The sequence below is a fragment of the Methylobacterium sp. Leaf123 genome (assembly GCF_001423405.1).
Lineage (GTDB): Bacteria > Pseudomonadota > Alphaproteobacteria > Rhizobiales > Beijerinckiaceae > Methylobacterium.
The window spans coordinates 26,497-51,488 of sequence record NZ_LMNS01000003.1 but is presented as its reverse complement, the minus strand read 5'-3'; the positions used below and the strand labels follow the sequence as shown (position 1 = coordinate 51,488).

Here is a 24,992-nt window from a genome sequence, read left to right as displayed (position 1 = left end):
AAAGCCGGCGGCCACCTTTCGGGACGATCCTCAGATCGAGCGCGGCTCCAGCTTCTCGTCCAGGGCCGAGAGGGGACGCTTGGGCTTGCGGCCGACATCCTCGCCCGGCACCGAGGGCTCGAACGGCTCGGGGCCTTTGCGCAGCAGCTTGGCGAGATAGTAGCTGCCGAAGCCGAAGATGATCGCGTAGGCGACAATGAAGGCGATCAGCGAGGTCGTCACCGCCTGGGCCGTCAGCGGCGAATGGGCGTCCGCCGTCTTGAGCTGGCCGTAGACGATGTAGGGCTGGCGCCCGATCTCGGCGGTGAACCAGCCGAAGATCACCGCGCCGAAGCCCGAGGGGGTCATCAGCATGGCGCAGGTGAGGAAGACGCGGTTCGTGAACAGCGTGCCCTTCCAGCGCAGATACAGGCTCCACAGGCTCAGGAGCAGCATCGCCATGCCGATCGCGACCATGGCGCGGAAGGCATAGAATACCGGCCAGACCGGCGGGCGCTTGTCCGGCGTCACGTCCTTGAGGCCCGGCACCACGCCGGAGAAATCGTGGGTGAGGATGAACGAGCCGAGCCTCGGGATGCCGATCTCGAAGTCGTTGCGCTCGGCCTCCATGTTCGGGATCGCGAACAGCAGCAGCGGCATGTTGGCCTGCGTGTCCCAGTTCGCCTCGATCGCCGCGAGCTTGGTCGGCTGGTGCTTGAGCACGCCGAGGCCGTGGGTATCACCCACGAAGATCTGGATCGGCGTGAAGATCAGCGCGAACCACAGCGCCATGGAGAGCGAGACCCGCGCCCCCTGGACTTTGGCCGGCGGCTCCTTGCGGCCGCGCAGGATCATCCAGGCGGCCATGCCCGACACCGCGAAGGCGGTGGTGAGGAAGCAGCCCAGCACCATATGCGCATAGCGGATCGGGAAGCTCGGGTTGAAGATCACCTCGAACCAGTCGGTGGCCACCGCCCGGCCGTTCTCGATGGTGAAGCCCGCCGGGGTCTGCATCCATGAATTGGCCGAGAGGATCCAGAAGGCGGAGATCAGCGTGCCGAGCGAAACCATGCAGGTCGCCAGGAAGTGCAGCCGGTCGCCGACCCGGTCCCAGCCGAACAGCATGATCCCGAGGAAGCCCGCCTCCAGAAAGAAGGCGGTGATGACTTCGTACTGGATCAGCGGGCCCAGCACGTTGCCGGTGAAGTCGGAATAGCGCGACCAGTTCGTGCCGAGCTGGTAGCTCATCACGATGCCCGAGACGACGCCGAGACCGAACGAGACCGCGAAGGCCTTCACCCAGAAGCGGTAGAGCACCCGGTACATCGGGTTGCGCGTCCACAGCCACTGCGCCTCGAGCCGGACGAGGAAGGCGGCCAGACCGATGGTGAAGGCCGGAAAGATGATGTGGAAGGCCATCGTGAAGCCGAACTGGATGCGCGAGAGCATCAGGGCGTCGAGTTCCATCGCTTCACCTTCCTGACCGTGGCGTCACCGCGGTTCACGCGGCAGCGGCTGTCGTGCCGTACGGCCGGCCGCGCCGATTCATCCGTCAACCGGCCTCGGACGGTGCCGGTTCTCCGCGTCCATCCCTTGTGCGGATTGACCGCGCCGGGTTCGGCATTGGCCGATCCCGAACCCTAGACAGGACAGCGAGCGCGCCAACGCGCTGATTTCTCATCGATGTCGCGGTTTGGAGGTCGCAAGGCGTCTCGATTTAGATCTATGTTAATCCCGCGGCCGGTAACATGATATGCACGCAAACCGGGTCATCGCCATGCCGGCACCAGCATTGGTTCCTTACTTGTCTCAAGCCGAATCCGCGCAGCAGCCGGACCACGAGCGGAAGACCATCGCGGACCTGACCCGGGAAGTCGGCCGCATCGCTCAGGACCGGGTCGGACGAATCCGGCAGATCACCGCCCAAGCGAAGATGCTGGCCCTCAACGCTCTGATCGAGGCCGCCCGCGCCGGGGAGCACGGACGCGGCTTCTCGGTGGTGGCGCAGGAGGTGCGCGGGATCGGTGCCGAGATCGAGGCGCTGGCGCAGGAACTCGAAACCGGGCTGACCGCGCGGATCACCGAGTTGCAGCAGGGCGTCGATGCGATGACGGCGAAGGCGGAAGGCGAGCGCCTGGTCGATCTCTCCCTCAACGCCATCGAGCTGATCGACCGCAATCTCTACGAGCGAACCTGCGACGTGCGCTGGTGGGCCACCGACGCGGCGGTGGTCGCCTGCGCCGCACGGCCCGACCGGGACGGCGGTTCGGAGACCGCCGACTATGCCTCCCAGCGGCTCGGGGTGATCCTCTCGGCCTATACGGTCTATCTCGATCTCTGGCTGTGCGGCCGCGACGGCACCATCCTCGCCAACGGCCGGCCCGAGCGCTACCCGAATCTGCGCGGGCGCAGCGTCGCGAACGAGCCCTGGTTCCGGGACGCGATCCGCTTGCCGAGCGGCGACGACTACGTTCCCGGCGAGGTCCGGCGCGAGGCGCAGCTCGGCGGCGCGCAGGTCGCGACCTATACCGCCGGGATCTACGACACGAATGGCGGCCCGGCCTGCGGCGTCCTTGCCATCCACTTCGATTGGGAAGCCCAGGCGAAATCGATCGTCGAGGGCGTGCGGATCGCTCAGGAGGACCGGGCGCGCACCTGCGTGGTGCTCGTGGACGCGCAGCGCCGCATTCTCGCCGCCTCCGACGGCAGGGGCGTTCTCACCGAGACGCTCGCCGTGGACCTGAACGGGCGGGAGAGCGGCATCGCCCTCGATCCTCGGACCGGAACCGTCACCGCCTTCCACCGTACGCCGGGCTACGAGACCTATCGCGGGCTCGGCTGGTACGGCGCCATCGTCCAGAGCGGGACCTGACCGGATTCTGAGGACGGCTCAGGCCGCCCTCCGGCCTCCGGACGTGCGCTTCGTGCCGGTCGCCCTCGCCTTGCGACCTCCGGTCTGGCGCGGCGGCTCGATCTTCGTCGTGCTCTCGATCTGGCCGCCCTTGGACGCGGCCTTCGTCGCCCGTTCCAGCCGGGCTCGAAGCAGGCTCAGCACCGCCGCCTCCTCCGGGCGCAGCACGCCGAGATCGTTCTTGAGTTCGCCCTCGACCGCCTCCTTCACCTGCAGCAGCATTCCGCCTTCGAGGTAGCAGTCGAGGATCTGCGGGTGGATGTAGCACTTGCGGCAGATGGTCGGCGTGTTGCCGAGCCGGGACGACACCGACTCGATCGCCGCGCGCAGGTTCTTCTTGGCCCCCGCCGCGTTGTCGAACGCCTCGAACTCGCGCAAAGCCAGGGCCGCCAGCACCGTGCCGGCCCAGGTGCGGAAATCCTTGGCCGTGAAATCCTCGCCGGTGATCTCGCGAAGATACGCGTTCACGTCCGAGGAGGTGACGTCGCGCCGCTCACCCGTCTCGTCGAGATACTGGAACAGCTCCTGGCCGGGCAGGTCCTGGCAGGCCTTGACGATCTTGGCCACGCGGCGGTCGCGCACCGAGACCGACCATTCCTTGCCGCTCTTGCCCTTGAAGCGGAAGCGCATCTCGGAGCCGGCCACCTTCACATGCGGATCGCGCAGGGTGGTGAGGCCGTAGCTCTTGTTGGAACGGGCATAATCGTCGTTGCCGACGCGGATCAGCGTGGTCTCCAAGAGGTGGACCACGGTGGCGAGCACCTTTTCGCCGGGCAGGCCGCGCTTGCCCATATCGGCGTCGATCCGCGCGCGGATGCCCGGCAGCGCCTCGGCGAAGGCCATGATGCGGTGGAACTTCGAGGCCTCCCGCGCCTCGCGGAAGCGGGGATGGTAGCGGTACTGCTTGCGCCCCTTCTCGTCGCGCCCGGTCGCCTGGATGTGGCCGTTCGGATGCGGGCAGATCCACACCTCGGTATAGGCGGGCGGGATCGCGAGGCTTTTGAGCCGGGCGATCTCCTCCGCGTCGCGGACCGGGGTGCCCTTCGGGTCGATGTAGCGGAAGCCCTTGCCGTTGCGCTTGCGCCGCAGACCGGGCTTCGAATCGTCCACGTAGCGCAGGCCCGCATCCCGCGCGGCCTCGCGGGGATCGACCACGCCCGCTCCGACCTCCTCCGACAGCATGACGCCCTCCCTCATCCGTGGGGCGACAACCGGGCGGGAGGCGGCGCTGTTCCGGAGCGGGCCCCGTGCTATGGCCACGCCCGATGAGCGCCTCAACACCCTCTTACGCCGGCAAAAGCCTCGTCTTCGTCGTCACCGAAGACTGGTTCTTCGCCTCGCACTTCCTGCCGATGGCCCGCGCCGCGCTGGCTATGGGACTCTCGGTCGCGGTCGTGACGCGGGTGCGCGCGCACCGCGCCGTGATCGAGGCCGCCGGCATCCGCGTCGTGCCGCTGGAAGCCGAGCGCTCCAGCCTCAACCCGATGGCGGCGGGCTACGCCGCGGGCCAGCTCGCGGGCATCCTGAAGGCGCTCAAGGCCGACATCGTCCACTGCGTGGCGCTGCGCGGCATCCTCGTCGGTGGCACGGCCGCGGCGATGGCCGGCATCCCGCGCCGCGTCTTCGCGCTGACCGGCCTCGGCCTGCTCGGCGCCCGCGCGGACGCAACCGGGCGGCTGTCGCGCCTCGCCCTGAAAGGGCTGATCCGCGGCCCGCTCGCGAGCCCGCAGACCCGCTTCCTGTTCGAGAACCCCGACGACGCCCGCGCGCTCGGCCTCGACCCGTCCGACACCGCCGTGACCCTGGTCGGCGGCGCGGGCGTCGATCCCGATTCCTTCGCCCCGCGCCCGCTGCCGCCGCCGGCCCCGCTGAAGGTGGCGATCGTCGCGCGGATGCTGTGGTCGAAGGGCATCGACGTTGCGGTCGAGGCGGTACGGCAGGCCCGCGCCGGGGGTGCGGCGGTGGAACTCTCGCTCTACGGCGCACCCGACCCGTCGAACCGCCGGGCGATCCCCGAGGCGACCCTGCGGGACTGGTCCCGCGACGGAATCACGTGGCATGGCCCCACCCAGGACGTGGCCGGCATCTTCGCCGCCCATCATGTCGGTTGCCTGCCCTCGCGCGGCGGCGAGGGATTGCCGCGCACGCTGCTGGAGGCGGCGTCCTGCGGCCGGGCGATCCTCACCAGCGACGTGCCGGGCTGCCGCGACCTCGTGCGCGACGGCCGCGAGGGCCTGCTCGTGCCGCCGGGCGACACTGCCGCGCTCGCCGCCACACTGACCCGGCTCGCCGCCGACCCTGCGCTCGTCGCGCGGATGGGCGAGGCGGCGCGGGCGCGCATCTTTGAGGGCGGCTATACGGAAGCCGCCGTCGCCGAGACGGTGGCCGGGCTCTATGGGGAGCTTCTCGCCTCGTGACCCCGGTTCGCGATCCCGCCCGCTTCATCCGCGAGCACACGGCCCTACGCCCGGTGCCGCACGCGCCCGAAATCGTCCTGCACGTCGCCGACGAGGCGACGGCGCTGTGGCAGAAGACCGAGGACGAGTTGGAGGCGATCGGCCTGCCGCCGCCGTTCTGGGCCTTCGCCTGGGCCGGGGGACAGGCGCTCGCCCGCTACATCCTCGACAACCCCGCGACCGTGGCCGGGCGGCGGGTGGTCGATTTCGCCTCGGGCTCCGGGCTCGTCGCCATCGCCGCCGCGATGGCCGGCGCGACCCATGTCACCGCAAGCGACCTCGATCCCTTCGCGCTCCACGCGATCCCGCTCAACGCGGCGGCCAATGGCGTGGCGGACCGCATCACCGCGGACGGCAGCGACCTGATCGGCACGGATGCGGCCTGCGTTCTGGCCGCCGACATCTTCTACGAGCGCGACCTCGCCGCCGCGGTCGGCGGCTGGCTCGGCGACCTGCACGGGCGCGGACGCACGGTTCTGATCGGCGATCCCGGCCGCTCCTACCTGCCCCGCGAACGACTGATCCCGCTCGTGACCTACGAAGTGCCCGTCACACGCGCGCTGGAGGATGCCGAGATCAAGCGATCCTCGGTCTGGCGCTTCGCCTGATCCGGCGCCACAGCCGCCCTCCCTTGCCGCCCTGGCCCGGATCGCGCATGCGCCGGAAAGCCATACTCTCTCCCCGCCCGGTCCGAAAAAGATGCTCGACAGGTTGTTCCATGCCGGCGCGAGCGTTGCCCTGCTGCTCGCTGTGGCGTGGCTGTTCTCGGTGAACCGGCGGGCGATCCGGCCGCGGGTGGTGCTCGCCGCCCTGGCGCTTCAGGTCGGGATCGGCGCGCTTATGCTGTTCGTGCCCGCCGGGCAGCGGGCGCTCGGCGCGGTGGCGGATGTCGTCACCACCGTGCTCTCCTTCGGTGACCGGGGCACCGCCTTCCTGTTCGGCGGTCTCGTCGAGCCACGGATGTTCGAGCTGTTCGGCGGCTCGGGCTTCATCCTGGCCCTGCGAGTGCTGCCGCAAATCCTCTACGTCTCGGCGCTGATCGGCGTGCTCTACCATCTCGGGGTGATGCAGGCTTTGGCCCGGTTTCTCGGCGCGGGCTTGCGAAAGGTGCTCGGCACCTCGCCGATCGAATCGTTCTCGGCGGTCGTCACCATCTTCATCGGGCAGAGTGAGATCGCCGTGGCATTGCGCCCCTTCCTCGGGGCGCTGACCGGGGCCGAATTGTTCGCGGTGATGACGAGCGGGGCGGCCTCCACCGCCGGCTCGATCCTCGCCGGATACGCCGCACTCGGCGTGCCGATGCCGTATCTCCTCGCCGCCTCGTTCATGGCGATCCCCGGCGGGCTGCTCTACGCCAAGATCCTCGTGCCCTCGACCGAGCCGACACGCATCCTCACCACGCGGGTCGAGTTCGGGGAGGCGCGCGCCGCCAACCTGATCGAGGCCGCCGCCGACGGCACGCAGAAGGGCCTCGGAGTTGCCGTGGCGGTCGGCGCCATGCTGATCGCCTTCGTCGGGCTGATTGCGCTGGTGAACGCCGCCATCGGCTGGACCGGCGGCGTGTTCGGGTTCGCCGGCCTCTCGATCGAGGGCATTCTCGGCGTCGTGCTGGCGCCTTTGGCCTGGATCTTGGGCGTGCCGTGGGAGCAGGCGACCCTCGTCGGCGGCGCCATCGGCCAGAAGATCGCCTTCAACGAGTTCCTGGCCTATGCCAGCCTCTCGCCGACTCTGAAGGCCGGCACCCTCGATCCGCGCACGAGCGCGATCGTATGCTTCGCGCTCTGCGGCTTTGCCAACCTCGCCTCGGTGGCGATTCAGCTCGCGAGCTTCACCAGTCTCGCCCCCGAGCGCCGGCCCGAGATCGCCCGGTTCGGCCTGCGGGCGATCCTGGCGGGCACGCTCTCGAACCTCACCAGCGCGGCCATCGCCGGATTGTTCATCACCGGGTAACGCGCCGAACCAACGGAATCGGCGAACCTTTCTGGCCGCACCGTCATTCTGAGAGAATGGAGAACCCGCGCGACATGGAACCGGCCCGAGCCACGCCCGCCTCGCCGCAGGCGCCGGTCACGGCGCGCGACTGGGACGAGCGGGTCGACCGTGCCAGCAAGAAGCTGCCCGAGCGGGTGCAGCGCGGGCTGGCATGGCTGCGCGAGCCGGCGCGCCTGCCCGTGCGGCTGCTCGCCGCGATCCTGCTGATCCTCGGCGGCGTCTTCTCGATCCTGCCGGTGCTGGGCCTATGGATGCTGCCGCTCGGCCTCGCGCTGCTGGCCCAGGACGTGCCCGGCCTCAAGGTGCCGATGGAGAAATGCGCCCGCTGGATCGAGCATCAGTGGCGGCGCTGGCGCGGGAAATAATCCTGACGCCGCCCTCGGCGTTCTGCCGCGCTTGACAGGATATCCGCGGCGGACGACCCATCGCGGATGGGCCTCAGCCGAGAAGGGCTCTTCGGAGACAACCTGTGATGCCGTTGCGTCTGTTCTCCCGCGGGCTCGCCGCCGCCATCCTTGCGGCGACCGTGCTGGCGGGGGCCGTGTCCCTACCCCTGTCGCCGGCGCGTGCCGAGGACGCGATCTTCCCGCCGAGTTCGCGGTTCGGCTTCAAGCCCCCGTCGGACATGACGATCTCGAAGCGCTTCACCGGCTTCGAGCGGCTCGGCGGCGGCGCGATGCTCTCGATCGTCGAACTGCCGGCCGGCGCCTATCCGGAACTCAAACAGAGCTTCACCGACGAGAACCTCAAGACGCAGGGTCTCATCGTCCAGACCCGCGAGCCGGTGACGCTCGATGGCGGGGCCGAGGGCGTGCTGTTCACCGGTGAGTTGGCCCCCGCCGACGGCCAGGGCACGCCCGCTTCGCGCAAATGGCTCCTCATCGTCGGCGCCCCGGAGGTGACCGGCATCATCATCGCCCAGGCCGCCGTCGATGCCGAAACCGACGAGACGATGCGCGGCATGCTCACGGGTCTGCGCGTCCGTGGGGCGCTGTCCCTCGATCAGCAGATCGCCGCCCTGCCCTTCCGCCTCAGCGACCTCGCGGGCTTTCGCCCGGTGCGGGCGCTGGCCGGCAATTCCGTGCTGCTGACCCTCGGCCCGCGCGATCAGGTCACCAACCTGGAACAGCCGATCCTCGTGGTCGCCCAGGCGGTGCAGCAATCGACGCCCCAGGAGCAGCGCGACGGCTTCGCCCGCGCCTCGCTCTACGCCAACCAGACGATGAAGGATTTCGTCATCGAGCGCTCGCAGAGCTACCGGCAGAACGGCGTCGATTGGCACGAGATCGTGGCCCGCGCCGTCGACATCCCGTCGAGCCAGCCGGTGGTGGTTTCGCAGACGATCCGCTTCAATCCGGACGGCTATATCCGCGCCGTCGGGGTCACCCGCGCCGACCAGCGCGAGCAGATGCTGCCCCTGTTCCGCCAGGTGGTGGACAGCCTGCAACTGCGCTGAAAACCCTCTCCTCCCCGCGAGGGCGAGGAGAGAATCCGTCTCACTCGCAGACGCGCACGCGCCGGATGTAGATGTCGCCGTAGGGGTCGATGGTCTCGCGGCGCTCGAAATGGCAGATCGGGCCCTCGACATAGACCGGCCGCGGCGGCGCCCGGTAGACCGGCTTGCCGGGGTAATAGGGATCGTTGGCGGCCGCGATCGCACCGCCGACGGCAAGGCCGCCGAGCACGCCGAGCGCCGCCGCGCCGCCCGGACCGATGCCGTCCCGTGCCTGGGCGGCGGGTGCCGTGCCGAGCGCCAGCGCGCTCGCCACCACGCCCCCGAGAAGAATGCCCCTCATCGATTGAAACTCCTCAGAATCGCGCCCAGCGGCGCTCCCGCGTTGCTGCCGGCGAACGCGGCCGGAGCCTGCGGCTCAAGCGCGACGCCGCCGAAATGCAGAAAAGCGCCGGTTTAAGGCCAATCTTCGGCAAGCCGGAACCCGCACGGCGCCCTCGGCCGCGCTGCGCCAAAGACCCCGCCACACCCGTCCCGCCCGTTTCCTTGCACACTGGCCCCAAATCGTTGCAGAAGTGCGCGCCGTCCCAGACGTCTTCCGTGCCCTCACCGGACCGCTGCCCAGGCGATCCCTTGAACGAGCAGCGGCCGTCGGGCGGCGATCCGGAACAGGTCCGGTGCCAACGTCGATTACGGTGCGAACTTCCATGACGCAGACCCTTCGCCTCGGCATCGCGGGGCTCGGCACGGTCGGTGCCTCCGTCCTGCACATGGTCGCCCGCCGCGCCGAGGCGCTCACCGCCGCGACCGGCCGCACGATCACCGTCACCGCCGTCTCCGCCCGCGACCGGAGCCGCGACCGCGGTGTCGATCTCTCGGGCCTGCACTGGTTCGACGATCCGGTGGCGCTCGCACGCTCGCCCGAGATCGACGTATTCGTCGAACTCGTCGGCGGCTCGGAAGGGCCGGCCAAGGCGGCGGTCGAGGCAGCCCTCGGTGCCGGCAAGCATGTCGTGACCGCCAACAAGGCGCTGCTCGCCCATCACGGCGCGGCGCTCGCCCGTTTGGCTGAAGCGAACGGCGTCGCCCTCGCCTACGAGGCGTCGGTGGCGGGCGGCATCCCGGTCATCAAGGCGATCCGCGAGGGGCTTTCCGGCAACGCGATCTCCCGCGTCTACGGAATCCTCAACGGCACCTGCAATTACATCCTCAGCCGCATGGAGGCGGAGGGGCTGACCTTCGAGGCCTGCCTCAAGGACGCGCAGGCGCTCGGCTATGCCGAGTCCGACCCGACCTTCGACGTCGAGGGCTTCGACACCGCCCACAAGCTCGCCATCCTCACCAGCCTCGCCTTCGGCGTGGAGATCGACGCCGAGGGCGTCTCGGTGGAGGGAATCTCGGCGATCCAGCCCCTCGATCTCACCATGGCCGACGAACTCGGCTACCGCATCAAGTTGCTCGGCGTCGCGCAGGCGACGGAGGCCGGGATCGAGCAGCGAGTCCACCCAACCATGGTGGCCAAGGCCTCGGCCATCGCCCAGGTGATGGGCGTCACCAACGCCGTCACCGTCGATGCGGATGCGGTTGGCGAACTGACCCTGATCGGCCCCGGCGCGGGCGGGGCGGCCACGGCCTCCGCGGTCGTCGCCGACATCACCGATGTGGCGCTCGGGCTCGTGCGCCCGACCTTCGGCCAGCCGATCGCGCGCCTCGCGCCGCCGCGCCGGGTCGAGATGCAGCGCCACGAGGGCGGCTACTACATCCGGCTGACCGTGCACGACCGCACCGGCGTCGCAGCCGGCGTCGCCACCCGGATGGCGGAAGCCAACATCTCGATCGAGAGCATCGTCCAGCGCCGCTCGGCCAAGGCCGCTTCCAGCGATCCGCAGGGGCTGTCCGGTCAGCCGGTGCCGCTGGTGCTGATCACCTACGCCGCGACCGAGGGGAATGTCCGCGAGGCGCTGGCCGCCATCGACCGCGACGGCCTGCTCGCCGAGGCGCCCCAATTGATCCGTATCGAGCGCGAATAGGCACGAGAGCCAAGACGTCCGCCGCCGTTTTCCGACGAAACCCCGCCGAAAACACCATTCTGTGCGGAACGGGATGGCCTGACGTGACGCTGATGTGGCGCGTCGTCTCGAAAGGTCGTCACCGGCTTTCGAACAAGACGCGACAACAAGAGATGAGCGCCTCGTCCCGCATCCGATATCCGGGGCGATGCGCGAGGGGATAAGGAACGTAGGGCAATGTCGGCGGCCAATTCCGGGATCTTCAGCGATCCCACGGCGCGGGGCCTGACCCTCGAACTGGTGCGGGTGACCGAGGCGGCGGCCATCGCCGCGGCCCGGCTGCGGGGCCATGGCCGCGAGAAGGAGGCCGATCAAGCCGCCGTCGATGCCATGCGCGACGAGCTGATGGTGCTGCCGATCGAGGGCCGCGTGGTGATCGGCGAGGGCGAGCGCGACGAGGCACCGATGCTGTTCATCGGCGAGGCCGTCGGCACTGGCAACGGCCCGTCCGTGGACATCGCGGTCGATCCGCTGGAGGGCACGACGCTGTGCGCCAAGGATATGCCGGGCGCCATCGCCGTGATGGCTTTGGCCGAGCGCGGCTCGCTGCTCGCGGCCCCCGACGTCTACATGCAGAAGATCGCCATCGGCCCCGGCTACCCGCTCGGCACGGTCGATCTCGATTGGAGCCCGGCCCGGAACATCGCCTCGCTCGCCCGCGCCAAGGGCGTGGAGACCTCCGGCATCACCGCGATCATCCTCGACCGTCCGCGCCACATGGACCTGATCGCCGCCGTGCGCGACACCGGCGCCAGCATCCGCCTGATCTCGGACGGCGACATCGCCGCGATCATCCACTGCACCAAGCCCGACGAGACCGGCGTCGACATCTACATGGGCACCGGCGCCGCACCGGAGGGCGTGATCGCCGCCAGCGCGCTGCGCTGCATCGGCGGCCAGATGCAGGGGCGGCTCATCCTCGATTCCGCCGACAAGCGGGCTCGGGCGGTCAAGATGGGCATCACCGACCCGAACCGGAAATACGACATGCACGACATGGCCCGCGGCGACGTCATCGTCGCGGCCACCGGCGTGACCACGGGGGCCCTGCTCGCGGGCGTGCGGTTCAGCCCCGGCCTCATCGAGACGGAGACGGTGGTCTACCGCTCGAACACCGGCACCGTCCGCCGCATCGCCTGCGAACACCGCCGGCTGGAAACCGCGCCGGGCTGATCACGCCGGCACCGTCCGGGATACCGAATCCGGGACGGTGCTCGCAGCGATTGTTTCGGCGTCTTGGTTTTTTTCGAAAGCCGGCAACCGTTTTCGGGACGATGCTTGGTCTCGGCCGGGCCGAAGCGGGGCTGGCTCCGGCTCAGCTGACGACGGCTTGGCCGAACAGCGCCTTGGCCAGACGCGCGGGATCGATCGGCTTCTCGCAATGAAGCGCGTCCCGCAGGCGGGCCGGGACGGCATTCTCCTCGTAGCCGGTGGCGAAGACGAAGGGGACGCCGCGCGCCCTGAGCGCGTCGGCCACCGGAAAGACCATGACCTCACGCAGGTTGATGTCGAGCACGGCGCCATCAATGCGCGGGCATGTTTCGATCATCGCCAGAGCGTCATCGATGTTCCCCACGGGGCCGACCACTTGGGCGCCCCGCTCTTCGAACGCACGCCGTATGTCTTCGGCGATAAAATATTCGTCCTCGACGACGAGGACATGCCTTCCGTTGAACAGTTCGGCTCCGTCCGACATCGGCCCCTCCCTCTACGCTCCCCCCGATACGCTCAAGATCGCGTTCGATACGGGAGTATAAACCGCGAAATCGGTTTGGGAGAGCCCTGCCCACAGATTTCAAGTTGCCCGCAACCCCGAGGCGGCCGCGTTGGTTCCCAGCCTATCGGGCGGATGGTTATCCGGATCACAGGACGCTCACGCCGGCACGGAGCAGAGCGCCTCGCGTCGCCGGTTCGGCGATCGTCGGCCCGCAAGCGGCCGGAGAGAGGCGCCCGGTCACAGTGGATCGAGGCGATTCTTCGAGTCTTCGCCCAAATGCGTAAGGAGCCGCCGGCCCCAATCGGCCGGCGGCTCCAAGCCGTCAGGACACGTGTTTCTCGACGAACCGCGTTCGTCCGTCGGGGTGCCCTTACTCTTGCATCGTCTCTTTCCGAAAGCCGGCAACCACCTTTCGGGACGATGCCCTAGAACAGGCCGCCCTGCATGCGGCCGACGCCCTGTTTGGCCACGGCGTTGTTGGGATCGAGGCGCGCGGCCTGCTGGTAGCTCTCGTTCGCCTCTTTGCGGCGGTTCGTCTTCTCGTAGGCCAGCCCGCGATAGGCCCAGGACCCGGCATCCTTCGCGTTCACGTTCAGCGCCGCGTTGAAGTCCTCGATCGCCTTGTCGTACTGGCCCAGCGAGATCAGGCTCTGGCCGCGGGCGGCATAGGGGGCGGCGACGAAGGGATTGCGGTCGATGGCCGCCGCGAAGTCGCCGATCGCCTCCGGGTTGTGGTTCTGCTTCTGCCGCACGAGGCCGCGGGCGTGGTAGGCCTCGGCCGATTCCGGGGCGAGGCGGATCGCGACATTGAGGTCGTTCAGCGCGCCGTCGAGGTCGCCCTGGGCGCGTTCGAGGTTCGCCCGGCCGATATAGGCGGCGGAGAAATTCGGATCGTTGGCGATCGCCTTCGAGAAGTCCTGCATCGCCGCATCGGCGCGGCCGGTCTGGCGGTAGGCCAGCGCCCGGTTGTTGTAGGCCGAGGCCGAGTTCGGATCGAGCTGGATCGCCTTCGAGAAGTCGGTGATCGCCTCGCCGAACTGCCCCGCGCGGGCATAAGCCGCGCCGCGGGTGTTGTAGGCGCCGGCATCCGACGGGTTGCGCGAGATCACGTCGCTGAGCGAGGCGATGTTGACGTTGGTGGCGCCCGTCGTGTCGGTCTCCAGCACCGCGAATTGGCGCGGAGCCGTCGCGCTGCCATAGGTCTCGCAGCCGGCCAGCGCCGCGGCCGTCAGCGCGAGGGCACCGATCAGCCTCGCCTTGCGTCCGTCCAGCGTCATCCCGATCATTGTCCCGTTCTCCCCCGCGCCCGCTTGCCCGGATTTCCGCGGCGGCCCCTTGAGGCCCGGATCATCCCGTCGCGCGCACGCTGCCGCAACACGGTGAATGGGCGCTTAAAGTGCCTCGCAAAACATCCGCATCGCCGACGGGGCCCGCGCGGGCCGAGCCGTGGAGCGGCGGTTTTGCGAAACGAATCCGGGAAGATCCAGCGGGCCCCTCCGGCCTGAGACCGGACAAACACGCACGATGCTTCCGCAGACGCCCCGTACCCTCCGCTGAAACCTCGGGATGTGGCGAAGGTGTGGCCCGTGTCCTCACGCTTTCGCCGAACGCTTCGAACCGGGCTCGACTGTAGTTCGCTGTTGCCGAGAGGCGACAGATTGAATGGTCAAGCTTTAGTCGATCGACTTGAGCCGGGTGACATGACCCATCTTGCGGCCGGGGCGGGCCTCGGCCTTGCCGTAGAGGTGAAGATGGGCGCCCGGCTCCGCGAGCAGCTCCGCCCAAGCATCGGCCTCGGCGCCGATGAGGTTTTCCATCTCCACCGCCATGCCGCCGGTGCGGGCGGTGTCGCCGAGCGGCCAGCCGCAGACGGCGCGCACGGTTTGCGCGAATTGCGAGGTCAGCGCGCCCTCGATGGTCCAGTGCCCGGAATTGTGCACGCGGGGCGCGATCTCGTTGACGACGAGGCGGGCGGCCCCCTCGGGCCCGGCGATCTCGAACATCTCGACGGCGAGCACGCCGACATAGTCGAGCGCCTCGGCAATGGCGCGGGCGATGGCGACCGCCGCGTCACCCGTCATCCGCGTCAGGCCGGGAGCGGGCACGCGGGTGAGCGCGAGGATGTGGTCGCGGTGCTCGTTGGCGCAGGGGTCGTAGGCCGCGAACGTCCCGTCCGGCCCGCGGGCGGCGACCACGGAGATTTCGCGCTCGAACGGCACGAACCCTTCGAGGATGCAGGGTGCGCCCTTGAACTCGGCGAGGAGGGCGGCCGGATCGTCGCCCTCGCGGATCATCCGCTGGCCCTTGCCGTCATAGCCGAAGCGCCGGGTCTTCAGCACCGCGGGGCGACCGAGCGCCTCCAGGGCCCGCACGAGATCCTCGATCGTATCGACCGTCCGGTAGGGCGCGGTCGGGATGCCGAGGGACGTCACGAAATCCTTCTCGGAGAGGCGGTCCTGCGTCGTAAGCAGCGCCGTCGCGCTCGGGCGCAGGGTCGCGTGCTCGGCCAGCACCGCGACGGTGGCGTGGGGAATGTTCTCGAACTCGTAGGTGACCACGTCGCAGGCATCGGCGAAGGCGGCGAGCGCCGCCGCGTCGTCGTAGGGCGCCAGCGTGTGGGCATGGGCCACGTCGAAGGCCGGGCTGTCGGCGTCGGGGGCGTAGATGTGGACCTTGAGGCCGTAATTGGCCGCCGCGAGCGCGATCATGCGGCCGAGCTGGCCGCCGCCGACGATGCCGAGGGTGCCGCCGGGCCGGATCTGCGGCGAGGAGGGGGGAGTGGCCATGGCGCTTCGTGTCGTTGTCAGGCTTGAGAGGGGTCCGGCCGTTCGGCGACGGAGGCGGTCTGGCGGTCGCGCCACGCATCGAGCCGCTCGGCGAGCCCGGCATCGGTGAGCGCCAGCACGGCGGCGGCGAGCAGGGCGGCGTTGACGGCCCCGGCCCGGCCGATCGCCAGCGTACCGACGGGAATGCCGGCGGGCATCTGCACGATGGAGAGCAGGCTGTCCTGCCCCGAGAGCGCCTTCGACTCGACCGGAACGCCGAAGACCGGCAGCGAGGTCATCGCCGCCGTCATGCCGGGCAGGTGCGCCGCTCCGCCCGCCCCCGCGATCACCACCTTGAAGCCGGCCTCCCGCGCGCCCTTGGCGAACGAGACCAGCCGGTCCGGGGTGCGGTGGGCCGAGACGATGCGGGCATCGTAGGCGACGCCGAGCGCATCCAGCGTTTCGGCGGCGTTGCGCATGGTCGCCCAGTCCGACTGGCTTCCCATGATGATCGCGACCGGGGGCGATCCCAGCATCGTCGTCTGGCCCATTACGAGGAAGCGGGCCCGTCGGCCCGCAAAAAGGCCGAATAACAGGGGGGCCCGCACCCCGGCAAGGCGAGACGATGCAAACACTTGAAATGCAGTTGTGCGGCGGGTCAGCCCTAAGGCGCGAGCCTCGCCCCTGGCATGGCACCGAGGTCGGGCGGCGGCACCGGTGACACCCTGTGAAAATCGCCTGATTCTCGCCGAACCGGGCGGAGCCGAAACCGACCGACCGCGTTGTGCTGGAAACGGCCATGAGCGGCCGGGCCCCTTACCTCAGCGAGCCCCCCAATGTCCTCCGCGGACCAGACCACGCGCGCCCGCACGGCAACCCATATCGACATCCACGACAGCACCACCCGGAAGCATTGGGCCGACCTGCTTCAGGTTTCCGACGAGCGCCTGCGCAAGGCGGTCCGGCTCGTCGGAACCCGGGTGTCGAGCGTCTCGGCCTACCTCGCCAAGTAACGATCCGCCGATCGACAAAAGCTGCGCCGGGAAGGCCACGACCTTCCCGGCGTTGCCGCGCGAGCATCATCCCGGAAGGTGATAACCGGCTTTTGGCGCTACGCGATGATGTCCGGCGTGATCTGATCTTCCAGATGCGTGATCCGGTCGCGCAGCACGAGCTTGCGCTTCTTGAGTCGCTGCAACTGAAGCTGATCGACGGCGACGCTGACCTTCAGCGCCTCGATGGCTTCGTCGAGATCCCGGTGCTCTTCGCGCAACCGCGTCAGCTCACCGGCCGGATCCGCGACCGCGTCGTTGGCAATCTCGTCCGCCATCATCGCTCGAAACACACCACCGGCCTGGACCGGGCGCGACCATGCGCCAAGCTTCCGGCCGGAGCAAGGCGGGGCACCCGGTTCTCCCGTCTTGTCGGAGCTTGAAACGGCCAAGGTCAGCGCACCGTCCCGCTCCAAAAGATTTGAAATGGCCCCGTTACCGAACCATCCACTTTGCCGCCGAATGGCTTCGACACGTGCTCCATCCTGTGCCAGTCTACCCCCGTCGGAAACTGTGACAGGAGCGACACCTCATGTCCTTGCAGACGCATTTGAGCCAGCTCGCCGCCAAGCACGAAGCCCTCGAGCGCGAGCTTCACCACGCGATGCAGTCCCTCGCCAGCGACGATCTGCGCATCGCCGAACTCAAGCGTAAGAAACTGCACCTCAAGGACGAAATCGAGCGCCTGCGCGGGGAGACCCTCCACTAGCGACGCCCCGGCCGGCTTCGCCCCGGGAGGCGCTGCCGGCTCTCCACTTCTTCTCCCGACTCGGACAAAACCGTGACCGCCGCCTGGGCAACCAGCGCGGCGGTTCTGCTTTGAGGCAGCATACGTCTCCCAGACCGCGTGGTTGGGGGCGCGGCGGTCGAAACCGCGCTATCATCCCCCTCGAACAGGCCGGATCAACAGGCCGCACGAGTAAACGCCGATGTCCGCCGCCACGCCGTCCGCGCCCGAGGGCGCCTATGCCGCCGTCCACGCCGCCTCGCTGGCGGACCGGAACGGCTTCTGGCTGAAGGCCGCGGCGGTGATCGATTGGGATGTTGCCCCGACCCGCGCCTTCGATGCCGAGCAGGGCGTCTACGGTCGCTGGTTTCCGGACGCGTGGCTCAATGTCTGCCGCAACGCCGTCGATCGGCACGCGGAGGGTGGGCGGGCCGACCAAGCCGCGATCATCCACGATTCGCCCGTCACCGGCACCAAGCGCCGCATCACCTACGCGGAGTTGCGCGACGAAGTCGCGGTGCTCGCCGGCATCCTCGCGGATCTCGGCGTGGCCAAGGGCGACCGGGTGGTGATCTACATGCCGATGGTGCCCGAAGCCCTGTTCGGGATGCTGGCCTGCGCCCGGATCGGGGCGATCCACTCGGTGGTCTTCGGCGGGTTCGCCGCCAACGAACTCGCCGCCCGCATCGAGGATGCCGCACCCAAGGTGATCCTGGCCGCCTCCTGCGGCATCGAGCCGGCCCGCACCGTCGCCTACAAGCCGTTGCTCGATGCGGCGATCGCCCGCTCGACCCACAAGCCCGACGCCTGCCTGATCCTGCAGCGCCCGCAAGCGGAAGCGGGCCTCGTCGAGGGCCGCGACCGGGACTGGGCGGAGACCGTGGCGCGGGCGCGCAAGACCGGGCGGCGGGCCGAGCCGGTGCCGGTCGCCGCGACCGACCCGCTCTACATCCTCTACACCTCCGGCACGACCGGGCGGCCCAAGGGCGTGGTGCGCGACAGCGGCGGCTACTGCGTCGCGCTGGCGTGGTCGATGACGAACCTTTACGGCGTCGCGCCCGGCGAGGTTTATTTCTGCGCCTCCGACATCGGCTGGGTGGTGGGCCACTCCTACATCGTCTACGCGCCGCTGCTGCACGGCTGCACCACGGTGCTCTACGAGGGCAAGCCCGTCGGCACGCCGGATGCCGGCGCCTTCTGGCGAGTCGCCGCCGAGCACGGCGCCGCGACCTTGTTCACGGCCCCGACGGCGCTGCGCGCGATCAAGAAGGAAGATCCGCGGGCTGAACGGATCGCCGGCTACGACCTCTCGCGGTTCCGCGCCCTGTTCCTGGCCGGCGAGCGGGCCGACCCGGATTCGGTCGCCTGGGCCGAACGGGCGCTGGACCGGCCGGTGATCGACCATTGGTGGCAGACCGAGACCGGCTGGGCGATCGCCGGCAACCCGATCGGGCTGGAGTGGCTACCGGTGAAGTACGGCTCCACCGCCAAGCCGATGCCGGGCTACGACCTTCACGTGCTCGACGAGGCCGGCAAGCCGGTTCCCCCCGGCACAATGGGCACGATCGCCCTCAAGCTTCCCCTGCCACCCGGCTGCCTGCCGACCCTGTGGGGCTCGGACGCGCGCTTCCGCCAGAGCTATCTCGCCACCTTCCCCGGCTACTACGACACCTCGGATGCGGGGGTGGTGGACGCGGATGGCTATATCACGGTGCTGGGCCGGACCGACGACATCATCAACGTCGCCGGCCACCGCCTCTCCACCGGCGGCATGGAGGCGGTGCTCGCTGCGCACCCGGATGTCGCTGAATGCGCAGTGATCGGCATCCGCGACCCGCTCAAGGGCGAGGCGCCCTGCGGCTTCGTCGTGCTCAAATCCGGCGTCGCCAAGGACGCGGAGACGGTCGAGCGCGAACTCGTTGCGCGGGTGCGCGAGGAGATCGGCCCCGTGGCCGCCTTCAAGCTGGCGCTCACCGTCGGGCGGCTGCCGAAGACCCGCTCGGGCAAGATCCTGCGCGGCACGATGAAGCGCATCGCCGACGGCGAGGCGTTCTCGATGCCCCCGACGATCGAGGACCCGGCCACGCTGGAGGAGATCGGCGACAGCCTGAAGGCCCGCGGGATCGGAGGCTGAAGCCCAGGTTTCGAAAGGACAAGTCCTTTCGCGGGTCCAGGGCAGAGCCCTGGTGAAGGGCAATCGGGGCGGCGCCCCAATACCCCGGCAAAGGGATGATCCCTTTGCGATCCCGGAACGAGGGCCTCAGGCCCGGAACCGGGTGGCGGCGATCAGCAGGCGGTAGAGCACCACCGCGTTGAGCACGTGCCAGAGGAAATGCGTGCCGAGCGGCAGGTGGGCACAGATGCCCATATCGATCGTCCGGAAGGTGATCGAGGCGAGAAAGATCGCGGCGGTCACGAGCACGGAGCGGGCGGTGCCGGGCGCCCGTTTCAGGAGACCGAGGCCGACGCCGAGGAGGGCCAGGAGCGCCGGAGCATACGCGACCGAGCCGTTGCTGAGGTCTGCAACCGAGCGGCCGGTGAGGACATCGAGAGCCGGCGTCAGGCCAAAGCTGAAGGCGGCAAAGGCCAGCGTGAGGGCGGTCGCCGCCAGCGGCCGGAAGCCGAAGAAGCGGGCCATGGCGAGGGCGAAGAAGCCGAAGATGAAGACCGCGATCGGAATCACGTCGGCCAGCATCGACCAGCGGTTCGCCAGGGTGTGGAACAGGAACGAGCCGATCCCCACCACGAAGGTCACGGCGGCCAGTGCCAGGACGGGTCCGTCGCCGCGGGCGCGCCGCGCGGCGAGCCCGGCCGCGATCAGGAAGGCGCCGTTCGTCAGGGCATTGATCGGCTCGGCCCAGAAGCTGGCATCGCCGCGCTCGCAATAGCCCTGCACCGACTCAAACCACGACGCGTCCATTGGGGTCGTCCTCGGCCTCAAACGTAAGCGGCCGCGTCCACGGCCTCAGGCTTCCACGCCGCAGGGTGCGCTTCGCGCCCGACAGGCGGCGGCCGCCTTGCCAGGGCCGCGTTAAGGCTTGATGACGGGAGCCCCTCCGGCCGAGCCTCCCCACGCCCCATGCGGATCACCACCTGGAACGTCAATTCGATCAAGCAGCGGGTCGGCCACCTGCTGGGCTTCCTCGACGAGGCCAAGCCCGACGTGGTCTGCCTGCAGGAGCTGAAATGCCAGGACGCGTCCTTCCCCCGCGAGGAGATCGAGGCGGCGGGCTATGCGGTCGAGACGCTGGGGCAGAAGGCCTATAACGGCGTCGCCCTACTGGTGCGTGCGCCGCTCCAGTACACCCAGTTGCTGCGCGGCCTGCCGGGCGACGCCGAGGACGAGCAGGCCCGCTACATCGAGGCGCTGGTGCAGGGCGAGGGCGTGGCGCCGGTGCGGGTCGCCTCGATCTACCTGCCGAACGGCAACCCGGCGCCGGGGCCGAAATACAGCTACAAGCTCGCCTTCATGGCCCGCCTGCGGGCGCATGCGCGCGCGCTGATGACCACCGAGGAAGCGCTGGTGCTGGCGGGCGACTTCAACGTCATCCCCGAGCCCGAGGACGCCGCCGACCCCACCGCCTGGACGCAGGACGCGCTGTTCCTGCCCGAGACCCGCCGCGCCTTCCGAGCGCTGCTGGCGGAGGGGTTTACGGATGGCCTGCGGGCCTGCGAGCCGAGCGCCGGCCTCTACACCTTCTGGGACTATCAGGCGGGCTGCTGGCCGCGGAACCAAGGCATCCGCATCGACCATCTGCTGCTCTCGCCGCAAGCCGCCGACCGCCTCGTCTCGGCCTCGGTGCAGCGCCACCTGCGCGGGCTGGAAAAACCCTCGGACCACGTGCCGGTGACGGTGGAGCTGAGCGACGGGTGATCCGCCCATCCAGCCGACATGAACCGGGATCGGCACAAGGGGAAGTTGACTTCGTTTTGCCTGCTGCCTAGCTTCGGCGGGGCCTCACGATAGGCCGACGATCCGCGTAAAGGGCTGAGCCCATTCGTCTCTCTCGATCATTCGATCGGACTTCCTGCCCGACCGTGCGGATCCCGGGCCTCTAGGAGGGACGATTTATGGTCGATGAACCGTCGGCGGATGCACGCCCACACGCGAGACTTCCGGAAGACGCCAGTCTCGAATACCTGAAAAACGACGCAAAGGGTCGGTTGCGGCGGCTTCGTGCCACTGATCCGGCCGCGAAACTGGCGACGGTTCAGTACACCATCGCCCGCGAATACGGTTTTCGCAGTTGGCGGGATTTGCGAGCATCCTTCGGGAATCGGCAGATCGACCGCGGGCTGAACATCAACGACGTCGATCTGGATCGCTGCACGGGCGTCTACGACTCCGGCAATGGGCGCTTACTCATCGTCACGCGCGCCGAAGACACCCTGTTCCTACAGGCGGGCAGCGGGACCACGCAGGAATTGAGCGCCTTTCCGGGCGGCCGCTTCGAAGTTTCCGGAAAAAAGGGCCAGTATTCTTTTTCCCTCGCAGCAACCGGACCGGCGACTCAGATCATTGAGCATTTGACCGTGATGTTCATACCAGAGCCTGGGGAAACTCCTGTTGTTTTAGAGCCGCCACGGGTGCTCGAAAAGCCGGCGAAGCGCATCACGCGAACGGAGGCGAAAGCGATTAGCCAGATCCTGCGCTGCTCGTTCTGCGGGAAAAGCCAAGATCAGGTCGCAAAGCTGCTCGCCGGACCCGCGGTCTCGATCTGCAACGAATGTATCGTGCTCTGCAGCACGTTCATCGAAGCTCCCCCGCCGGATGCGGGCCATCCTCGTCCAGCTTAACCAGATCAATGCGGTCCAGTCCCGATCACCACGGGACCGGATCGCTTACCGCCGCCGGCGGGTCGAGCCCGTCGACAGCGATTGCGCCTGGGCCATCGCATCCGCCCGGTCGGCCTCGTTGGCCGAGGCCCAGGCCTTGTCGTAGAGATTGACGATCCAAGTGTCCGCCGCGCCCTGCGCCCCGCCGCGGGCGATGGCGAGCCAGGTCAGCCCCTTCACGGGCTGGCGCTGCACGCCGGTGCCGTTGACGAGCATGTCGCCGAGCAGGGCCTGGGCCGGGCGGTGGCCCTTCTCGGCGGCGAGGTTGAACCAGCGCGCGGCCTTGCGCGGATCCTGCTCGACGCCGGTGCCGTCGAGATAGAGCCGGGCCAGGTTGTACTGCGCGTTGGGGTCGCCGAAATACGACGCCGCGTAGTTGAACATGTCGTAGGCGCGCTCGGCGCTCGGGCGCACGTAGGTGCCCTTGATCCCTTCGAGGAAGTAGGTGCCGAGCGCGTTGAAGGCGCTCGCCACCACGCCCGAATTCGGGGTGTCGGGCGAATCGTCGGTGTTGTCGTCTGCGATGCGCGAGAAGTACTCGAACGCCTTCAAGTCGTCGTGAGGCACGCCGTCGCCGTCCGCGTACATGCGGCCGAGCTTCCACAAGGCCAAGGTCTGGCCCTGGTCGGCGGCGTATTCCAGCGCCCGCACGGCGCCCTGCTTGTCGCCCGCGTTGTAGTCGCGCACGCCTGATCTCAAGGCATCGCGACCCGAGCGAAAACCCTTCTCGGGGACCGGGGTGCGGGCGGTCGCGTCGAGCGCGGTGCCGGGATCGACGGCCGTGAGCATCAGCGCAAAGCCGAGGAAGCCGGCGAGAAGCCCCGCCCGGAGCCGACCTGGATCGGCCCCGGCCGGCCACAAGGGCCGGAAAGGGGCAGTCCTAGATGTCGGCATAGACGTTCGTCTCCCCCGCGCCGCCCGGATGCGTCACGGCGCCGTTCACCGCGGGTCCGACGGACTGCGCGTATTTCCAGAGGTAGCCGGAGGTCGCGGCATTGCCCCGTGGCGTCCACGCGGCCCGGCGCTGGGCCAGCTCCTCGTCGGAGAGCGCCACGTCCAGCGTGCCCTTGATCGCGTCGAGGGTGATGATGTCGCCGTCGCGCAGCAGGCCGATCGGCCCGCCGATGGCCGCCTCGGGGCCGACATGGCCGACGCAGAAGCCGCGGGTCGCGCCGGAGAAGCGCCCGTCGGTGATGAGGGCCACCTTGTCGCCCATGCCCTGGCCGTAGAGGGCCGCGGTGGTCGAGAGCATCTCGCGCATGCCGGGGCCTCCCTTCGGGCCCTCGTACCGGATGACCAGAACGTCGCCGGGCTTGTAGGTGCGGTTCTGCACCGCCTCGAAACAGGCTTCCTCGCCGTCGAAGACGCGGGCGGGGCCGGTGAAGACCTGAGCCTCGGGCGGCATGCCGGCGACCTTCACGATCGCGCCCTCGGGGGCGAGGTTGCCGCGAAGGCCCACCACGCCGCCGGTGACGGTGATGGGCTTGTCGGCCGGGCGCACCACGTCCTGATCCGGGTTCCAGGCGACCTTGGCGAGGTTCTCCGCGATGGTGCGGCCGGTGACGGTGAGGCAGTCGCCGTGCAGGTAGCCGTGGTCGAGCAGCGTCTTCATCAGCAGCGGGATGCCGCCGACCTCGAACATGTCCTTGGCCACATAGCGCCCGCCGGGCTTTAGGTCGGCGATGTAGGGGGTCTTGCGGAAGATCTCGGCGACGTCGAACAGGGTGAACTCGATGCCGCATTCATGCGCGATCGCCGGCAGGTGCAGCGCCGCGTTGGTCGAGCCGCCCGAGGCCGCCACCGTCGCGGCGGCGTTCTCCAGCGCCTTGCGGGTGACGATGTCGCGCGGGCGGATGTTCTTGGCGATCAGCTCCATGACCTTCTCGCCGGCGGCGGCGCAGAATTGGTCGCGGATCTCGTAAGGCGCGGGGGCGCCGGCCGAGTAGGGCAGCGCGAGGCCGATCGCCTCGGAGACGGTGGCCATGGTGTTGGCAGTGAACTGCGCGCCGCAGGCGCCGGCCGAGGGGCAGGCGACCCGCTCCAGCTCGTCGAGATCGTCGAGGCTCATGTCGCCGACGGCGACTTTGCCGACCGCCTCGAACAGATCCTGCACCGTGACCGGCCGACCGCGGAACGAGCCCGGCAGGATCGAGCCGCCATAGATGAAGATCGAGGGCACGTTGAGGCGCACCATGGCCATCATCATGCCGGGCAGGGACTTGTCGCAGCCGGCCAGCCCCACGAGGGCGTCGTAGGAATGGCCGCGGATCGTCAGCTCGACCGAGTCGGCGATGACCTCGCGGGACGGCAGCGAGGCGCGCATGCCGCCATGGCCCATGGCGATGCCGTCGGTGACGGTGATGGTGCAGAACTCGCGCGGGGTGCCCTTGGCGGCGGCGACGCCCTTCTTCACCGCCTGCGCCTGGCGCATCAGCGAGATGTTGCAGGGCGCGGCCTCGTTCCAGCACGAGGCGACGCCGACCAGGGGCTGGTGGATCTGCTCGGTGGTCAGACCCATGGCGTAGAGGTACGAGCGGTGGGGCGCCCGCTCGGGCCCCTCCGTCACGTGCCGGCTCGGCAGCTTCGACTTGTCGGTCTGACGCGCGTCCATCGCTGATCTCGTGCCCCGGTCCCGTTACGCCCCCGAGGTCCGCGCGGCCCGTTACGGTTCAGCGCGGAAAAACGTCCTTCGACGTCCTCGAAACTCTGCGGTAAGGCGTTGGAGCGACAGCATTTACCGCGACCCCGGAAGTCGTCCCGGTTTATGGTGGGATTGCGGCGCTCAAAGGCACAGCTCAAGGCAAAGTCAGGTTGCTTTCGCGGTGTGTCGGGGCCGCAACAGCCGAGCTTGCCCTGGCCTCGGAAAGACTTCGCAAAATCAACGCGCACACACCCTCGCGCGGTCCCGCACGAGGGCTGTTTTCAGCGAAATTTCCCGCTGCGTCGGCGCGTGCAATTCAGCCTTCGCGAACGACCTCGACAATGTCGACACACGTTTTCTTTTGGAAGCCGGCACCGTTTTTTCGGGACGTCGA

24 protein-coding genes are annotated in these 24,992 nt (G+C 69.0%); 13 read left to right on the top strand and 11 right to left on the bottom strand.

Features of this window, described 5'->3' with window-relative positions:
* Nucleotides 1-30: 30 nt before the first annotated feature.
* On the bottom strand, nt 31-1,446 hold the full coding sequence (locus ASF53_RS04495) for a cytochrome ubiquinol oxidase subunit I (RefSeq protein ID WP_056194508.1): 1,416 nt from the start codon (nt 1,444-1,446) through the stop codon (nt 31-33).
* A gap of 310 nt (nt 1,447-1,756) precedes the next feature.
* Here ASF53_RS04495 and ASF53_RS04490 point away from each other — a divergent pair, with 310 nt between their 5' ends.
* Nucleotides 1,757-2,851, top strand: coding sequence for a methyl-accepting chemotaxis protein (locus tag ASF53_RS04490; protein ID WP_056194889.1), 1,095 nt, complete (start codon nt 1,757-1,759; stop codon nt 2,849-2,851).
* Nucleotides 2,852-2,869: 18 nt separating this feature from the next.
* Here ASF53_RS04490 and ASF53_RS04485 read toward each other — a convergent pair whose 3' ends face one another.
* Nucleotides 2,870-4,072 (bottom strand): DNA topoisomerase IB, encoded by a 1,203-nt coding sequence (locus ASF53_RS04485; protein ID WP_056194504.1) that lies wholly within the window; start codon nt 4,070-4,072, stop codon nt 2,870-2,872.
* 83 nt (nt 4,073-4,155) lie between these two features.
* Between ASF53_RS04485 and ASF53_RS04480 the strand changes: the two genes are divergently transcribed.
* The 5 genes from ASF53_RS04480 (at nt 4,156) to ASF53_RS04460 (ending at nt 8,794) form a co-directional block, all read left to right on the top strand.
* The gene (locus ASF53_RS04480; RefSeq protein WP_056194501.1) at nt 4,156-5,307 is read left to right on the top strand and encodes a glycosyltransferase family 4 protein; all 1,152 of its coding nucleotides are present in this window, start codon (nt 4,156-4,158) and stop codon (nt 5,305-5,307) included.
* On the top strand, nt 5,304-5,954 hold the full coding sequence (locus tag ASF53_RS04475; protein ID WP_056194497.1) for a class I SAM-dependent methyltransferase: 651 nt from the start codon (nt 5,304-5,306) through the stop codon (nt 5,952-5,954). The genes ASF53_RS04480 and ASF53_RS04475 overlap by 4 nt, the downstream gene beginning before the upstream one ends.
* A 91-nt stretch (nt 5,955-6,045) precedes the next feature.
* Nucleotides 6,046-7,296, top strand: coding sequence for a NupC/NupG family nucleoside CNT transporter (locus ASF53_RS04470; protein WP_056194494.1), 1,251 nt, complete (start codon nt 6,046-6,048; stop codon nt 7,294-7,296).
* Nucleotides 7,297-7,370: 74 nt separating this feature from the next.
* Nucleotides 7,371-7,703, top strand: coding sequence for a hypothetical protein (locus tag ASF53_RS04465; protein WP_200943164.1), 333 nt, complete (start codon nt 7,371-7,373; stop codon nt 7,701-7,703).
* Between the two features lie 107 nt (nt 7,704-7,810).
* Nucleotides 7,811-8,794, top strand: a complete 984-nt coding sequence (locus ASF53_RS04460) for a hypothetical protein (protein ID WP_056194487.1) — start codon at nt 7,811-7,813, stop codon at nt 8,792-8,794.
* A gap of 40 nt (nt 8,795-8,834) precedes the next feature.
* On the opposite strand, the gene ASF53_RS04455 is transcribed toward ASF53_RS04460, so the two are convergent.
* On the bottom strand, nt 8,835-9,134 hold the full coding sequence (locus tag ASF53_RS04455) for a hypothetical protein (protein ID WP_003603193.1): 300 nt from the start codon (nt 9,132-9,134) through the stop codon (nt 8,835-8,837).
* Between the two features lie 364 nt (nt 9,135-9,498).
* Between ASF53_RS04455 and ASF53_RS04450 the strand changes: the two genes are divergently transcribed.
* Together ASF53_RS04450 and glpX are read left to right on the top strand one after the other, a co-directional pair.
* A complete protein-coding gene (locus tag ASF53_RS04450; protein WP_056194484.1) occupies nt 9,499-10,821 on the top strand; it encodes a homoserine dehydrogenase in 1,323 nt (440 codons plus the stop codon).
* Between the two features lie 216 nt (nt 10,822-11,037).
* Nucleotides 11,038-12,033: a class II fructose-bisphosphatase gene (gene glpX, locus ASF53_RS04445; protein WP_056194481.1), complete on the top strand. Its 996-nt coding sequence runs from the start codon at nt 11,038-11,040 to the stop codon at nt 12,031-12,033.
* Nucleotides 12,034-12,175: 142 nt separating this feature from the next.
* Here glpX and ASF53_RS04440 read toward each other — a convergent pair whose 3' ends face one another.
* The 4 genes from ASF53_RS04440 to purE all read right to left on the bottom strand — a co-directional run bounded on the left by ASF53_RS04440 (nt 12,176) and on the right by purE (nt 15,878).
* The gene (locus tag ASF53_RS04440) at nt 12,176-12,556 is read right to left on the bottom strand and encodes a response regulator (protein ID WP_056194478.1); all 381 of its coding nucleotides are present in this window, start codon (nt 12,554-12,556) and stop codon (nt 12,176-12,178) included.
* 446 nt (nt 12,557-13,002) lie between these two features.
* Nucleotides 13,003-13,863: a tetratricopeptide repeat protein gene (locus tag ASF53_RS04435; protein ID WP_056194475.1), complete on the bottom strand. Its 861-nt coding sequence runs from the start codon at nt 13,861-13,863 to the stop codon at nt 13,003-13,005.
* Nucleotides 13,864-14,250: 387 nt separating this feature from the next.
* Nucleotides 14,251-15,363: a 5-(carboxyamino)imidazole ribonucleotide synthase gene (locus ASF53_RS04430; protein ID WP_056194472.1), complete on the bottom strand. Its 1,113-nt coding sequence runs from the start codon at nt 15,361-15,363 to the stop codon at nt 14,251-14,253.
* A 17-nt stretch (nt 15,364-15,380) separates the two neighbouring features.
* Nucleotides 15,381-15,878, bottom strand: coding sequence for a 5-(carboxyamino)imidazole ribonucleotide mutase (gene purE / locus ASF53_RS04425; protein WP_015822543.1), 498 nt, complete (start codon nt 15,876-15,878; stop codon nt 15,381-15,383).
* A 300-nt stretch (nt 15,879-16,178) separates the two neighbouring features.
* Here purE and ASF53_RS24690 point away from each other — a divergent pair, with 300 nt between their 5' ends.
* On the top strand, nt 16,179-16,355 hold the full coding sequence (locus ASF53_RS24690; protein ID WP_082482298.1) for a DUF3606 domain-containing protein: 177 nt from the start codon (nt 16,179-16,181) through the stop codon (nt 16,353-16,355).
* A 98-nt stretch (nt 16,356-16,453) separates the two neighbouring features.
* On the opposite strand, the gene ASF53_RS04420 is transcribed toward ASF53_RS24690, so the two are convergent.
* Nucleotides 16,454-16,675, bottom strand: a complete 222-nt coding sequence (locus tag ASF53_RS04420; RefSeq protein WP_003603178.1) for a YdcH family protein — start codon at nt 16,673-16,675, stop codon at nt 16,454-16,456.
* Nucleotides 16,676-16,926: 251 nt separating this feature from the next.
* Between ASF53_RS04420 and ASF53_RS24685 the strand changes: the two genes are divergently transcribed.
* The gene (locus ASF53_RS24685; RefSeq protein ID WP_082482296.1) at nt 16,927-17,103 is read left to right on the top strand and encodes a YdcH family protein; all 177 of its coding nucleotides are present in this window, start codon (nt 16,927-16,929) and stop codon (nt 17,101-17,103) included.
* A gap of 220 nt (nt 17,104-17,323) precedes the next feature.
* Nucleotides 17,324-19,255, top strand: coding sequence for a propionyl-CoA synthetase (locus ASF53_RS04415; RefSeq protein WP_056194468.1), 1,932 nt, complete (start codon nt 17,324-17,326; stop codon nt 19,253-19,255).
* A gap of 126 nt (nt 19,256-19,381) precedes the next feature.
* On the opposite strand, the gene ASF53_RS04410 is transcribed toward ASF53_RS04415, so the two are convergent.
* Nucleotides 19,382-20,041, bottom strand: a complete 660-nt coding sequence (locus ASF53_RS04410) for a ceramidase domain-containing protein (protein ID WP_056194465.1) — start codon at nt 20,039-20,041, stop codon at nt 19,382-19,384.
* Nucleotides 20,042-20,200: 159 nt separating this feature from the next.
* Here ASF53_RS04410 and xth point away from each other — a divergent pair, with 159 nt between their 5' ends.
* Complete coding sequence (gene xth / locus ASF53_RS04405) at nt 20,201-20,995, top strand: exodeoxyribonuclease III (protein ID WP_056194463.1); 795 nt, start codon at nt 20,201-20,203, stop codon at nt 20,993-20,995.
* A 197-nt stretch (nt 20,996-21,192) separates the two neighbouring features.
* Nucleotides 21,193-21,918: a ClpX C4-type zinc finger protein gene (locus tag ASF53_RS27065; protein ID WP_502690553.1), complete on the top strand. Its 726-nt coding sequence runs from the start codon at nt 21,193-21,195 to the stop codon at nt 21,916-21,918.
* Nucleotides 21,919-21,963: 45 nt separating this feature from the next.
* Here the strand turns inward: ASF53_RS27065 and ASF53_RS04395 are convergent, their stop codons facing one another.
* Nucleotides 21,964-22,851: a tetratricopeptide repeat protein gene (locus tag ASF53_RS04395; RefSeq protein WP_056194459.1), complete on the bottom strand. Its 888-nt coding sequence runs from the start codon at nt 22,849-22,851 to the stop codon at nt 21,964-21,966.
* Nucleotides 22,838-24,568, bottom strand: coding sequence for a dihydroxy-acid dehydratase (gene ilvD, locus ASF53_RS04390; protein ID WP_056194456.1), 1,731 nt, complete (start codon nt 24,566-24,568; stop codon nt 22,838-22,840). The genes ASF53_RS04395 and ilvD overlap by 14 nt, the downstream gene beginning before the upstream one ends.
* Nucleotides 24,569-24,992: the final 424 nt, after the last annotated feature.